The sequence below is a fragment of the Gordonia sp. NPDC003504 genome (assembly GCF_053587995.1).
The window spans coordinates 204,487-218,387 of record NZ_JBSFPC010000009.1 but is presented as its reverse complement, the minus strand read 5'-3'; the positions used below and the strand labels follow the sequence as shown (position 1 = coordinate 218,387).

The window sequence follows — 13,901 nt, the reverse complement described above, 5'->3', positions numbered from 1 at the left end:
AGAGAGACAAAAGAACCTGACCAAAAAAATCCAAAAAACTGGCAAAAAACAAACTCACAAACACCACCCCACAACACGCAGGGCAGCATCAAAAACAAAAATTTGTTCACTACCATTCAAAAAAATGGCACCAAACAATCCACCAACACACTATCGAGTTCTCAAAGAACACACACCCACCAACACCACCCACACAGGGCGAACACCGATGAGCCAGTTCTATTTCCAGAATTGCCACCCGCGCTCGGGCAACTTTTCCAGGCTACCAGCCATGTTCCGCGGGCGCAAGTCGCGCCTGCCGGCTTCCGGCTACATCCCAGAGTACGACTCCCCTCACGTAGAGGGAAGACACTGAACACCCCCCGATTCCTTGTCGGCCCCGGGGGAGTTGCTCTCTGCGGTGCAACAAGAAAGTTACACAGACGCGAACAACACGTCAAATCAGCTGGTCAGAGGGAGATTGTCGCACCGGCGAAGCTCTTCTTGCCGCGCCGAATCACCAACCACCGGCCATGCAACGCATCGCCGGCACCCGGGCGCCAGTCGGCATCGGTGATCTTGGTGTTGTTCACGTAGGCGCCACCCTCGCCGATGGCACGTCGAGCTGCCTTATTGCTGTCGGACAAACCGGTATCCACCAGGAGCTCGACCATCGTCGGCGCCGAATCCGTGTACTCGGCGATCGTGGTCTCTCCGAGAGCGGCGGCCAGCGTTGCCTCGTCGAGTTCATGCAGGTCGCCGCGTCCGAACAATGCCTGACTCGCAAGCTCAACGGCGGCGGTGTTGGCCGATCCATGGATGAGCGTGGTCATCTCGGCGGCAAGCCGCTTCTGCGCGAGGCGTAGATGCGGCGTGTCGACGGTCGCCTGCTCGAGCTCGGCGATCTCGTCCCGGGTGAGGAACGTGAACCACCTCAGGTACCGCACCACATCGGCATCCGCGGTGTTCACGAAGTACTGGTACCAGGCATAAGGACTGGTCAGCTCCGGATTAAGCCACAGGCTTCCACCACCGGTGGACTTGCCGAACTTCTTGCCGTCCGATGACGTCACCAACGGCACCGTCATGGCATGCACCGAATCACCGTCGACTCGCCGGACCAGGTCGACCCCGCCGATGATGTTGCCCCACTGATCCGACCCACCGATTTGCAACGTACAACCGTGACGACGGTGCAGCTCGAGAAAGTCATTGGACTGCAACAGGATGTAGCTGAATTCGGCATAGCTGATGCCGTCGCTCTCCAACCGGCGCTTGACGGTTTCCCGAGCGAGCATCACGTTGACCGAAAAGTGCTTGCCGAGGTCGCGGAGGAAGTCGATAACGGTCATCTCGGCGGTCCAGTCGAGATTGTTGACCAGTACGGCGCTGTTGGCCGAATCGTCGATAGTGACGAAACGCCGCAGCTGGCCACCGATCCGGTCCGCCCATCCACGCACGACATCGGCGGAGTTCATCGTCCGCTCGCCGACGTCCCGCGGGTCGCCGATCATCCCGGTCGCACCGCCGGCGAGGACCAGCGGGCGGTGCCCGGCGAGCTGAAACCGCCGCAGAGTCAGCAACGGCACGAGATGCCCGGCGTGCAGGCTCGACGCGGTCGGATCAAAGCCCGCATACAGCGTCACCGGTCCGGCCGACAACACCGACCTGAGTTCCTCCAGATCGGTGGACTGCGCGATGAGCCCGCGCCACTGCAGTTCGTCGATGATGTCGGTGGTCACCGCGGGCGTCTGCGACTTCTCAGCACTCACGACGTCGATCTTGTCACCCGCACCGAGGCCGACCGCATCGGGCATCGACGATGTCACGACCCGGCGGTGAGTCGGTTGTGCTCGGCGTCGTCGACGGACCGTGCCTCGTCGGCCAGCATGACCGGGATGCCGTCCGCATCGATGTGATAGGCGACCCGTAGACGAGGGTTGTAGAGATCGTCTCCCGCGTCGAGCAACGGTCCGTGATCCTGTGGGCAGACCAGCCGTTCCCGCACGATCGGGTTGATCGCCTCCGCACGCGACATCCTGTGTGAGTCCTCTCGTCTTGCCTCGGCACCGTTGGACGGGCGCCATCGGTCACCGTCAATCATGCCCCCGCGGTCGCCGAGACCTCGGCACCGGCACCCGCACCGGCCCGGTCATCGTCCCGGCGTCCCCACGGAACCTTGGCGGCCGCCGACCTCGTGTATCTGCGGTACCGGCCATCATCGTCGCGATACCAGACCTTGGGCCCGGGCCGCGGAACCCCCGCGCGTCGAAGCTCGTTGCTCAGCGGACGATACGAATCGGACACGGGAATGTCGTCCACGACGTGGATCAGGTGCGGCCGACTCTCCGCAGGCAGAGCGCCCAATGCCACGCGCAACTGCGTCACGGTGAGCGAGTCGGCCCGGGCATCGTCTCGCAAGGTGACCGCAGCCACTGCGAGGCCGTTCTCCACTTCGCCGACCCCGTAGGCGACAACCTGGTCGACGGCCTCCATCCGAGACAGTGCCTGCTCGATGGGCGGCAGGTAGACGACACCGTCGGAGCTGCGCACCCTGGCGTCGGTCGACCCCATGAACCACATGTCGTCGTCGGCGTCGCGGTAGAACAGGTGACCCGACACCTCCCAGCGGTCCCGCGATGCGAAGACGTCCCGCAACACGGTTGCCGAGGTGTCCAGGCGGGATGGGGTGCGCGCCAACAGAAGTCCCACCTCGCCGACCTCCGCGCGCCGGACGAAGCCGTTCCCGCCAACCGCGAGGCGACGATGGTCGAGGTCGATCGCGGCGATCTGCACCGGGTTGGTCTCGGGGAGTGCGCGGCCCATCGATCCGATCTTGTCGCCGGACACATTGGCCAGGATCGCCGATCCGTCCGCCGTCGCGAAGAACTCGAGAACGCGGGCTCGCGGGAAACTCGAGAGCACGTCCTTCCAGAGTCCGGTGGGCATTCCCGAACCCATGAGCAGGCGTATCGGGTTGTGTTCGTTGATGTGGAAGTCCGGTGATCGCACGATTTCGCGCATCATCGTCCAGGTGTAGGACACCACCGTGACGCCGTACCGGCGGACCTCGGTGCTGAACGTCTCCGCATCGATGCCATTGGACAGCGCGATGCGTGAGCGGCCGACGACGGTCGCGCCGAGGGTGGTCAGCAGGCCGGACGCATGGTGCAGTGGCGGTAGGCAGTAGACGGTGTCGCGGTCGGTCAATCCGGCCGCCGACGCGGCGCCGAATGCCGACATCGCGAACCGGTGGTTGGTGATCGGCCACACCGCCAGATTGCCCTGGGCGCGGGTGAACAGAATGAATGCGAGATCGCCGGCGAGTCCAGGATCGGGGCGGTACCAGGCGGGTACCGGCACCGATTCCGGATCGATCTGCTCCATGTCGATCACCTGTCGACCGTCGGCACCGTCGATGACTCGTGAGTCGCCGCTACCGCCACCGAGCACCAGGACGCGCTCGGCATGGTCGGCGACGATGTCGACGTGGTGCGGATCGGAGATCACCACGATGCAGTCGGTCAGGCGGAGCATCTCGGGGATGTCACCGTCGGCCGACAACAGCACCGCGACCGCCCCCAGCCGCGACAGTGCCGCGACCACGACGAGTGCGCTCGGGCGTGTGGCCATCAGGACGCCGACGTGTTGGCCCGGACGGATACCGCATGAGATGAGTCCGGCGACCACGTTGTCGATGCGGGTGTTGACCTGCGCGTGTGTCAGCACGCGGTTCTCGAAGAGGAACAGTTCCTTGCCGGCACCTCGTTTGGTGTTCTCCGACATCAATTTTCCGAGCGAGATCTGGGTGCCCGGCTGGATCTGACCGAGGCGGAACAAGCGTGGCACCGTCCGTACGGACTCCTGCGCCACCGCGAGCGACGAGCGCTGGAACGTCGTCGCCAATTCGACGATGTCGCGCGACAGACCCGCCCCGGCGTCGGCGACCGCACCGAGCCCGTGCGTGAGCCGCGACGCCAGGCTCACGCCGCTGCCATGACCGGGTTCGCCGAGCACCATCGGCTCGATGCGATCGGGTTGTTCACGCAGTCCGGACTGCCACTCGATCCATTCCGCGGTGATCGGCCACGTCTGCGCTCCAGCCGTGCTACCGACGACGAGCCCGAAATGTCCTACCGGAACCCGGGATTCATAGACCCGTGAGTCCGGAGCGGCCCGCACGATGCCCCGGACCGCGGCCGGCTGCCCGATGTCATCGGCTTCCCCGACGAATGCCAAAGTGGGACAGGTGATCTCAGACAGCGTGACCACCTCTCCGTTGATCACGAAGCCACCCGAGACCATCCGGTTGTGCACCACGAATTGGCGCAGCAACTCCGCGATCGCCGGTCCGGACCACGCCACCCATCCGTCGGACTCGAGGAATCGGCGCTGGTCCTCCCGGGGCAGCAGCGCGTCCCGGTCGTGCAGTTGGCGCAGGAAGTCGATGCGGCTTCGTGCCGTCTTGACCGGATCGAGCATCTGAAATCCCAAGCGCGCCAACCACCCCGGCACCCAGAGGTTGCCGACCACGCGATCGGCGAGGATCTCCGCGCCGGGGACGACCAACCCGGCCGGCAGCCCCAACGGCAGGGCGGCCAGCACGTCGACCGGACTCCCGAACGTGATCAGACTGGCCAGGCCACGCGACCGCCGAAACGCGGCCGTCTGGTAGGCGAACATCCCGCCCTGCGAGTAGCCGGCGAGGTGGACGTCCTTACCGGTCGACTCGATGATCTGATCGATCGCTCGGCTGACGGCCACCACGTGGTCGGCGAGGTTGCGCTCCATCCCGCCCTCTTCGGAGTCTGGCGAGCCGAAGTCGATGACCCAGGGGGTAATGCCGTGTCGATGCAGGATGGATACCGCACCATTGCGCTCGGTGACGTCATAGACGTTGGCGGACACCATCATCGGTGGAATCAACACCACGTTGGGGCCGCCGGTGTCGTCGGGGAAGTATTTGCGGAGCCGGAACATCTTCTCGGTCTCCACGACCGCGAACGGTGCCGGCAGCGTGCCCGTCTCCAGGCCGCCCAGCCGCAGGACCTCGAGTCCGTTCTGCGCTGTCGCGACCACCCTTCCGACCATCGCGCCGACATCCGGCAGTCCGCCGATACCGACCATGTCTTCGGCCTCCCCTCATTCGGAGGTACCCGCACGTGCGTCAGGTGTGCCGTGTCCCCCGATCAGGCATCACCAGGGCACCATCACAGACACCGCCCACCAGTGTGGCCCTCACTCTACTCGACCGCGTGTGGACAAACGCGGATTATCACTGGAGGGTGCGCCCCGCCCAGTCGGCACGTTGCCGGGCCACCACATCGCCCAGCACACCCAGCTGTCGACGGACCTGGTCGGAGGCGGTGCCGCCGTGCGCGTCGCGGGATTCGATGGAACCCCGCACCGACAAGACTTCGCGGACGTCGGGCGTCAACGCGGGATCGATGGCGGCGAACGCCGCGTCGTCGAGACCATCGAGACCCACTCCCCGACTCTCCGCCTCACGCACACACGCCCCGGCGAGCTCATGCGCGACACGGAACGGCACACCTTGTCGCACCAGCCATTCGGCGATGTCGGTGGCCAAGGTGAACCCGGCGGGTGCAAGCTCGGCCATGCGGTCTTCGTGGAACTCGAGTGTGGCGACGAGCCCGGTGATCGCGGGCAACAGTAGTTCGAGCTGCGCGACCGCGTCGAAGACCGGTTCCTTGTCCTCCTGGAGGTCACGGTTGTAGGCCAAGGGCTGGGCCTTGAGTGTGGCCATCAGTCCGGTCAGGTCCCCGATCAGGCGCCCGGCCTTACCGCGGGCGAGTTCGGCGACGTCCGGATTCTTCTTCTGCGGCATGATCGAGCTGCCCGTCGACCACGCATCGGCCAGCGTGACGTAACCGAATTCCGGTGTGCTCCAGAGGATGACCTCTTCGGCCAGGCGGGAGAGGTCGACGGCGATCATCGCGAAGACGAAGGCCGCCTCGGCGGCAAAGTCACGCGAGGAGGTGGCGTCGATCGAGTTCTCGGCGGGGGCGTCGAACCCCAACTCGATGGCGATGGCGCCCGGGTCCAGTCCCAGCGACGATCCGGCCAGTGCGCCGGAACCGTACGGGGACACCGCAGTTCGACGATCGGCGTCGGCGAGTCGGTCGACATCGCGGATCAGCGGTTGGGCATGGGCCAGCAGATGGTGGGCCAGCAGCACCGGCTGGGCGGCCTGCAGGTGCGTCTTGCCGGGCATCACCGCATCCGGGTGCGCGATCGCCTGCCCCATCAGGGCTTCGACCACATCGAGCACGCCGGTTGCCACCCGCGTCATGGCGTCACGGACCCACATCCGAAACAGCGTCGCCACCTGGTCATTTCGCGACCGCCCGGCCCGCAACCGACCGCCGAGTTCCGGGCCGACACGCTCGATCAGTCCTCGTTCGAGGGCTCCGTGCACGTCCTCGTCGGTGGGTGCCGGACCGAAGGAACCGTCGGCGACGTCGGCGGCCAACCGATCGAGGCCGTCGAGCATCGCGGCCAGATCGTCGTCACCGAGCAGTCCGGCGGTGTTCAGCACCCGGGCGTGTGCCTTGGACGCCCGGATGTCGAAAGGCGCCAGCACCCAGTCGAATTGGGTGGACTTGCTCAGCGCCGCCATCGCCGCGGCCGGGCCGTCGGCGAAGCGACCGCCCCAGAGCGACCCTTCGTTGGTGCCGCCGGCTCCGGTGTCACTCACCGATCAGGTCCCGTCGCGCCGCGATCTTGGACGACAGTCCGTGCAGTTCGACGAACCCGCGGGCGTTGGACTGGTCGAAGCTGTCGCCCTCGTCGTAGGTGGCGAGGTTGAAGTCATAGAGCGATTCGGGGCTGCGACGTCCGTTGACGGCGATGTGCCCGCCGTGCAGAGTGAGCCGGATGTCGCCGGTGACGTGCTCCTGGGTGGAGTCGACAAAGGCGTCCAGGGAGCGCTTCAGCGGCGAGAACCACAGTCCGTCGTAGACGAGCTCGGCCCACTTCTGGTCGGTACGCCGCTTGTAGCGACCCAGTTCACGTTCAAGGGTGACGTGCTCGAGTTCCTCGTGCGCGGTGATGAGCACCATCGCGCCGGGCGCCTCGTACACCTCACGGCTCTTGATGCCGACGAGCCGGTCCTCGACGACGTCGAGACGACCCACGCCCTGGGCGCCGGCGCGTCGATTGAGTTCCTCGATGGCATCGAGCACGCTCACCGGGCGGCCGTCGATCGCGATCGGGCGTCCCTTGTCGAAGGAGATGATCACTTCGTCGGGCGACTGCCAGTTGATGGTCGGGTCGTCGGTGTAGGAGTAGACGTCCTTGGTCGGCGCATTCCAGAGGTCCTCGAGGAATCCAGTCTCGACCGCGCGGCCCCACACGTTCTGGTCGATCGAGAACGGGGACTTCTTGGTCACGTTGATCGGGATGGCGTTCTCCTCGGCGAAGGCGATCGCCTTCTCACGGGTCCACGCGTAGTCGCGGACCGGCGCGATGACCTCGAGTTCTGGTGCCAGCGAGGCGAATCCGACCTCGAAGCGCACCTGATCGTTGCCCTTGCCGGTGCAGCCGTGGGCCACGACCGTGCCGCCGTGGTCACGCGCGGCGGTCACCAGATGCTTGGCGATCAGCGGCCGCGACAGGGCCGAGACCAGCGGGTACCGGTCCATGTAGAGGGCGTTGGAGGTGATGGCGGGCAGGCAGTAGTCGTCGGCGAACTCATTGCGGGCATCGACGAGCACCGCCTCGACGGCGCCACAGTCGATGGCACGCTGGCGCACGACCTCCATGTCCTCGCCGCCCTGCCCGAGATCGAGCGCGACGGCGACGACCTCCTTGCCGGTCTCCTTGGCGATCCAGCTGATGGCGACCGAGGTATCCAGTCCGCCTGAGTATGCGAGTACGACGCGATCGGCCATGGTGATGTGAGCTCCTGTTTCGTGGGTGCGCGTCCGTCGTCGGACGCGATGTATGTGGTCTTCGGGTGCGGAGGTGGGGTCTGGTGGTTTCGGGAGTTGGGTCAGCCGATCACACGAGACCCTCGATTCGTCGGGCGAGTTCGGCGCCGTCGATGGGGTCGCGGGCGCAGACGAAGATCGTGTCGTCGCCGGCGATCGTGCCGACGACGTCGGGCAGGCTGGCGCGGTCGATCGCGCTGGCGAGGTAGTGCGCAGCGCCCGGTGGGGTCCGCAGCACCGCCAGGTTGCCGCTGCTGTCGGTCGAGACGAGCAACTCCGACAGGAGCCGCGCGAGACGGTCGGTGCCGCCGAACACCCCGCGCAAGGGCGATCCGTCCTCGGGCACCACGTACACGCCGACGCCGCCGTCGGCCGCGCGGAGTTTGACCGCTCCGAGCTCGTCGAGGTCGCGGGAGATCGTCGCCTGGGTGGCGTCGATGCCCTGCGCGGAGAGCAGCTGCTGCAGTTCGGACTGACTGCGCACCTGATTCTTCGCGAGGATCTCGACGATCAGCGCGTGCCGGCCCGCCCGGGTGGACGCCAGCCGGGTCACCGGGTGGTGTTCGCTGGAGGCCGTCACGATCGCTCCAACAGCCAGATGAGCAGCGCCTTCTGGGCGTGCAACCGATTCTCCGCCTCGTCGAACACGACGCTGGCCGGGCCGTCGATGACCTCGTCGGTGATCTCGTCGCCGCGGTGCGCGGGCAGGCAGTGCAGCACGATCGCCTCGGGGTCGGCGACGGCGAGGAGTTCGGAGTTGATCTGATACGGCAGGAAGGGCGCCTTGCGGTCCTTACCGTCGTCCTCCTGCCCCATCGAGACCCAGGTGTCGGTGACGAGCACGTCGGCGCCGGTGGACGCCCGCTGCGGATCACCGATCACGCTGATGGAGCCGCCGGTGACGTTGGCACGCTTCTCGGTGTCGGCGATCACCTGCGGGTCGGGTTCGAAGCCGAGCGGCGAACTGATCGTGACGTGCATTCCGGCGGTGACGCCGCCCAGAGCCAGCGAGTGCGCCATGTTGTTGGCGCCGTCACCGAGGTAGGTCATCTTCAGCCCGGCGGTGCGGCCCTTGCGCTCGATGATGGTCTGCAGGTCGGCCAGCACCTGGCAGGGGTGGAAGGTGTCCGACAGTGCGTTGATCACCGGGACGGTCGCGGTGGCGGCCATCTCCTCGAGACGTTCGTGTCCGAAGGTCCGCCACACGACGGCCTCGACAAATCGAGACAACACCCGACCGGTATCCGCGAGGGACTCGTCGCGGCCCAGTTGGGTGGTCCGGCCGTCGACGACGACGGCGTGTCCACCGAGCTGCGCGACGCCCATCTCGAAGGAGAACCGGGTGCGGGTGGAGTTCTTGTCGAAAATGACGCCGACCCCGCGCGGTCCTTCCAGCGGCCGGAAGGCGTACGGGTTGGCCTTCACCTCGGCGGCGATCGCCAGGATCTGCGCCTGCTCGTCGGGTGTCACGTCGTCATCGCGCAGGAAGTGCCGGGTCACGACTGCTCCTTCCGGTCGGCGGCGGCCGCCGCGGTGTCCAGGAAACCGGGCAGGGCGGCGACGAAATCGGCGCCCTGCTGTTCGGTGAGAATCAGCGGTGGAGCCAGTCGCAGCACGTCGGGTGCCGGCGCGTTGATGAGGTATCCACCGTCCCGGGCCGCCGCCTCGGTGCCGGCGGCCAGCGGCGCGTTGAGCACGATTCCGAGCAGCAGTCCCGCACCCCGCACGTGCGAGATCTGCGGATGGCCCAGATCCTCGATGCCGGTGGCAATCGATTTCCCGACGGCCGCAACGTGATCGACGAGACCCTGCTTCTCGATCTCACCCAGGACCGCGAGCGCGGCGGCGGCCGAGACGGGATTGCCTCCGAACGTGGTGCCGTGCTGGCCGGGAGTGAACAACTCGGCTGCCGGACCGGTGGCCACGCACGCACCGATCGGCAACCCGCCGCCGAGCCCTTTCGCCAAGGTCATCACGTCCGGCACCACACCCACCTGCTGATGTGCAAAGAAGGTTCCGGTGCGGGCGATCCCGGTCTGCACCTCGTCGAGGATCAGCAAGGCCCCGTGTTCCGCGGTGATCCGGCGGGCGTGCGCGAGGTAATCGGCGGGGGGAACCACCACGCCCGCCTCCCCCAGGATCGGCTCGAGAATGACCGCCGCGGTCTGTTCGCCGACGGCCGCCTTGAGTGCCGCGACGTCGCCGTAGGGCACGAAGTCGACCCCCGGGGGCATCGGCTCGAACGGTTCGCGTTTGGCGGGTTGCCCGGTCATCGCCAGGGCGCCCATGGTCCGGCCGTGAAATGCCTTCTCGGCGGCGATGATCTGCCGACGGCCGGTGCGGCGCGCGAGCTTGAACGCGGCCTCGTTGGCCTCGGTGCCCGAGTTGCAGAAGAACACCCGGCCCGGATGCCCGAACCTGTCGAGCAGGGCTTCGGCGAGTTCGACCACCCGCTCGTTCACATAGAGGTTGGAGACATGCCCGAGCGTCTGCAACTGCGTCGACACCGCGTCGATGATGGCCGGGTGGGCGTGGCCGAGTGCGTTGACCGCGATACCACCCAGCAAGTCGAGGTAGCGCCGGCCGTCGGCGTCCCACACGTAGGCGCCCTCACCCCGTTCGAGTGTGATCGGCGGGGTGCCGTAGTTGTTCATCAACGCCGAGGTCCAGCGCTGCTGCCATGGGGTGGTCATGAGTGCTCGGCCTTCGTTCCGGTTTGGGTGAGAGTTGCTGTGGGAGAATCGGAGTCGACGTCACCGGGCACAACGGTGGTGCCCGCGGAGCTCGATGTGAGCAGTTCCGCGAGGACCGCGTGGGGTACCCGCCCGTCGATGACGTGGGCGCGGCTCACCCCACCGGCGACGGCCCGCAGGCAGGCCTCCATCTTGGGAACCATGCCCGAATCCAGGCTTGGCAGGAGTCGCGTCAGGGCGTCGGTGCCGATCTGCGAGACCAGCGACGAACGGTCCGGCCAGTCGGTGTAGAGCCCCTCGACGTCGGTGAGCATCACCAGTCGCGACGCGCCGAGAGCCTCGGCGAGGGCGCCGGCGGCGGTGTCGGCGTTGATGTTGTGGACCACGCCGTCGCGATCGGGTGCGATCGTGGAGACCACGGGAATCCGGCCGGCCGCAACGAGATCGAGTACAGCCGAGGTGTTCACCGAGGTGATGTCACCGACCAGACCGATGTCGGTGGCCACACCCTCGACGAGGACGCTGCGGCGGGTCGCGGTGAACAGGTGCGCGTCCTCACCGGTCAACCCCACCGCATACGGACCGTGTGCGTTGATCAGTCCGACCAGTTCACGCCCGACCTGACCGAAGAGCACCATCCGGGCGACATCCATCACCTCGGGTGTGGTGACGCGGAAGCCGCCCCGGAATTCGCCGGACAGACCCAATCGGGAGAGCATCGCCGAGATCTGCGGCCCCCCACCGTGAACGACCACCGGATGCATACCGCACGCGCGGAGGAACACCATGTCGGCGGCGAAGGCGCGTTTGAGATCCTCGTCGACCATCGCGTTGCCGCCGTACTTGACGACGACGGTCGCGCCGGCCAGCGCCTGCAGGGCCGGAAGAGCCTCTGCCAACACGGTCGCCTTGTCGATGGCCGGCAGGTCGGAGTGATCGATCCCGTTGTCGCTCATGAGGAGTACGCCGAGTTCTCTTCGACGTAGGCGTGCGAGAGGTCGGTGGTGCGGATGGTGGCACTCGCCTCACCGAGCCCCAGTTCGATCCGGACGTTGACATCGACAGCCGACAGATCGACGTCGCGTGCACCCTCGGCACCGGTTCCGTCGACACACACCGCATGTCCGTTGAACGACACCGAGATACGGTCCGGCTCGATCGGGACCGGCGCGATGCCGACGGCCGCCAGTACCCGGCCCCAGTTGGGATCGGAACCGAACAGTGCGGTCTTCACCAGCGAATCCCGGGCGACGACCCGGGCAATGGTGATCGCGTCGTCCTCAGTGCGCGCCCCGGCGACCGTGATCAGGATCCGCTTGGTGACGCCCTCGGCGTCGGCCATGAGTTGTGCCGCAAGATCATCGCAGACGGCCAGGACGGCGGCATCGAGGTCGTCCTGCTCGACCGGGATCTGGCTGGCACCCGAACTGAGCAGTAGCACAGTGTCATTCGTCGAGGTCGAACCATCGATGTCGAGTCGGTCGAACGTTGCTGCGGTGGCGCGCCGCAGTGCGGTGTCGAGTTGTTCGGCGCTGGCGCGGGCATCGGTGGTGAGCACGCACAGCATCGTCGCCAGCGACGGCGCCATCATGCCGGCGCCCTTGGCCATCCCACCGACGTTCCACCCCTGCGGATGATGCAGCGCAGCCTGTTTGGGCACCGTGTCGGTGGTCATGATGGCGTAAGCGGCGTCGGTTCCGCCGGAGAGCCCACCACCCATCTCGTGGACGATCTCGGTGACCCCGGCGAGGACCTTGTCCATGGGCAGGCGATCACCGATGAGGCCGGTCGAGCAGACCGCAACCTCGACCGCACCGGTATCGGTACCCCAGTTGCTCAAGGCGTCGGCCACGGCCTCGGCGGTGGCATGGGTGTCCTGGAAACCGCCCGGACCCGTACATGCGTTCGCTCCACCGGAATTGAGGATCACCGCGCGCAGACGTCCGGTGGTCAGTACCTGCTGCGACCACAACACCGGTGCGGCCTTCACCTGATTGCGGGTGAAAACTCCCGCGGCGGAGTAGTCGGGGCCCTCGTTGAACACGAGCGCGAGATCGGCCTTGCCCGACGCCTTGATCCCGGCCGCGATACCGGCGGCCCGGAAGCCGAGCGGCGCGGTGACCCCCTGTTCACGCAGCAACCGCGGGCCTTCGATCGGTGCTCCCCCGACGATCCGGTCGTCCGATGTGGTCACGGTGCCACCCCCACGGTGCTCAGCCCTTCTGCCTCATCCCAGCCCAACGCCAGGTTCATCGATTGCACGGCGGCGCCGCCGGTGCCCTTGGTCAGGTTGTCCACCGCACCCACGGCGACGAGCGTGCCCGCCCGTTCGTCGACCGTCACGGCCAGCTGAACCGCATTGGAGCCGATCACCGAACCGGTCGTCGGCAACGATCCGGCGGGCAGGACGTGGATGAAATGTTCGTCGGTGTAAGCCTTGTCGTACGCGGCACGGACCTCGTCGGCGCTCGCGCCCGTGCGGGCGGTGCAGGTGGCGAGGATGCCGCGGGACATCGGTACGAGGACGGGGGTGAAGGACACGCTGACCGGGATGTCCGCGGCCGCCGACAAGGCCTGAGCGATCTCCGGGGTGTGCCGATGGACTCCGCCGACGCCGTAGGCCCGGGCCGATCCGATGACCTCGGAGGCCAGCAGGTCGACCTTCGGCGCACGGCCGGCGCCGGAGGTTCCGCTCACCGCGACGACGGTGACGGCCGGTTCGATCAGTCCCGCGGCCACGGCGGGCAGCAGCGACAGGATCGAGATCGTCGGATAGCAGCCGGGCACCGCGATACGACTTGCGTCGCGCAGCACCTCCCGGTTGCCCGGGAGCTCCGGCAGACCGTACGGCCAGGTACCGGCGTGATCGCCGCCGTAGTACGTCGTCCAGTCGGCCGGGTCACGCAGCCGGAAATCGGCACCGCAGTCGATGACCAGGGTGGTCGGCGGCAGTGCGTCGGCGATCGCCGCGGAGGTGCCATGCGGCAACCCGAGGAACACCACGTCGTGTCCGGCGAGGATCTCCGGGGTGGTCTCCTCGAGCACCCGATCGGCCAACGGAAGCAGGTGTGGATGCTGTGAGCCGAGCGTGCTGCCCGCGTTGCCGCCGGCGGTCAACGCGCCGATCTCGAGGTCCCGGGAATGCAGTCGGGGATGTCCGCACAGCAGGCGCAGGATCTCCCCGCCCGCGTAGCCACTCGCACCGGCGACCGCCACCTTGATCGTCATGCAATCATTATGCATGACGCTGCAAATCAATTCACCAGGGGTAGGGGCG

12 protein-coding genes are annotated in these 13,901 nt (G+C 66.9%); 1 reads left to right on the top strand and 11 read right to left on the bottom strand.

Annotated features, from left to right (window positions below):
* Nucleotides 1–355, top strand: a 355-nt coding sequence (locus ACWDPV_RS17560; protein WP_449744009.1) for a hypothetical protein, incomplete at its 5' end; no start/stop codon positions are given.
* Nucleotides 356–449: 94 nt separating this feature from the next.
* Here the strand turns inward: ACWDPV_RS17560 and tyrS are convergent.
* The 11 genes from tyrS to argC form a co-directional block, all read right to left on the bottom strand.
* Nucleotides 450–1,808, bottom strand: a complete 1,359-nt coding sequence (tyrS, locus tag ACWDPV_RS17555) for a tyrosine--tRNA ligase (RefSeq protein WP_449744008.1) — start codon at nucleotides 1,806–1,808, stop codon at nucleotides 450–452.
* Nucleotides 1,805–2,017 carry a Trm112 family protein gene (locus ACWDPV_RS17550; protein ID WP_348807477.1) on the bottom strand — a complete coding sequence of 71 codons (213 nt, stop codon included), beginning with the start codon at nucleotides 2,015–2,017 and terminating at the stop codon, nucleotides 1,805–1,807. The genes tyrS and ACWDPV_RS17550 overlap by 4 nt, the downstream gene beginning before the upstream one ends.
* 62 nt (nucleotides 2,018–2,079) lie before the next feature.
* A complete protein-coding gene (locus ACWDPV_RS17545; protein WP_449744007.1) occupies nucleotides 2,080–5,106 on the bottom strand; it encodes an AMP-binding protein in 3,027 nt (1,008 codons plus the stop codon).
* Nucleotides 5,107–5,254: 148 nt separating this feature from the next.
* Complete coding sequence (gene argH / locus ACWDPV_RS17540; RefSeq protein ID WP_449744006.1) at nucleotides 5,255–6,697, bottom strand: argininosuccinate lyase; 1,443 nt, start codon at nucleotides 6,695–6,697, stop codon at nucleotides 5,255–5,257.
* Nucleotides 6,690–7,892: an argininosuccinate synthase gene (locus ACWDPV_RS17535; protein WP_449744005.1), complete on the bottom strand. Its 1,203-nt coding sequence runs from the start codon at nucleotides 7,890–7,892 to the stop codon at nucleotides 6,690–6,692. Before ACWDPV_RS17535 ends, argH begins: the two co-directional genes overlap by 8 nt.
* Nucleotides 7,893–8,001: 109 nt before the next feature.
* Entirely contained in the window at nucleotides 8,002–8,511 is a 510-nt protein-coding gene (locus ACWDPV_RS17530) for an arginine repressor (protein WP_348807483.1), read from the bottom strand.
* Entirely contained in the window at nucleotides 8,508–9,431 is a 924-nt protein-coding gene (gene argF / locus ACWDPV_RS17525) for an ornithine carbamoyltransferase (RefSeq protein WP_449744004.1), read from the bottom strand. Before argF ends, ACWDPV_RS17530 begins: the two co-directional genes overlap by 4 nt.
* Nucleotides 9,428–10,624 (bottom strand): acetylornithine transaminase, encoded by a 1,197-nt coding sequence (locus ACWDPV_RS17520; RefSeq protein ID WP_449744003.1) that lies wholly within the window; start codon nucleotides 10,622–10,624, stop codon nucleotides 9,428–9,430. Before ACWDPV_RS17520 ends, argF begins: the two co-directional genes overlap by 4 nt.
* Nucleotides 10,621–11,580: an acetylglutamate kinase gene (gene argB / locus ACWDPV_RS17515; protein ID WP_449744002.1), complete on the bottom strand. Its 960-nt coding sequence runs from the start codon at nucleotides 11,578–11,580 to the stop codon at nucleotides 10,621–10,623. Before argB ends, ACWDPV_RS17520 begins: the two co-directional genes overlap by 4 nt.
* A complete protein-coding gene (gene argJ, locus ACWDPV_RS17510; protein ID WP_449744001.1) occupies nucleotides 11,577–12,818 on the bottom strand; it encodes a bifunctional glutamate N-acetyltransferase/amino-acid acetyltransferase ArgJ in 1,242 nt (413 codons plus the stop codon). Before argJ ends, argB begins: the two co-directional genes overlap by 4 nt.
* A complete protein-coding gene (argC, locus tag ACWDPV_RS17505; RefSeq protein ID WP_449744000.1) occupies nucleotides 12,815–13,852 on the bottom strand; it encodes an N-acetyl-gamma-glutamyl-phosphate reductase in 1,038 nt (345 codons plus the stop codon). Before argC ends, argJ begins: the two co-directional genes overlap by 4 nt.
* Between the last annotated feature and the right edge of the window lie 49 nt (nucleotides 13,853–13,901).

What these genes read in the sequence shown, in the direction of transcription:
- ACWDPV_RS17550 (WP_348807477.1), bottom strand. Translation starts at nt 2,017, where the DNA reads ATGTCGCGTGCGGAGGCGATCAACCCGATCGTGCGGGAACGGCTGGTC.
- ACWDPV_RS17535 (WP_449744005.1), bottom strand. Translation starts at nt 7,892, where the DNA reads ATGGCCGATCGCGTCGTACTCGCATACTCAGGCGGACTGGATACCTCG.
- ACWDPV_RS17520 (WP_449744003.1), bottom strand. Translation starts at nt 10,624, where the DNA reads ATGACCACCCCATGGCAGCAGCGCTGGACCTCGGCGTTGATGAACAAC.
- ACWDPV_RS17545 (WP_449744007.1), bottom strand. Translation starts at nt 5,106, where the DNA reads ATGGTCGGTATCGGCGGACTGCCGGATGTCGGCGCGATGGTCGGAAGG.
- argB (WP_449744002.1), bottom strand. Translation starts at nt 11,580, where the DNA reads ATGAGCGACAACGGGATCGATCACTCCGACCTGCCGGCCATCGACAAG.
- argC (WP_449744000.1), bottom strand. Translation starts at nt 13,852, where the DNA reads ATGACGATCAAGGTGGCGGTCGCCGGTGCGAGTGGCTACGCGGGCGGG.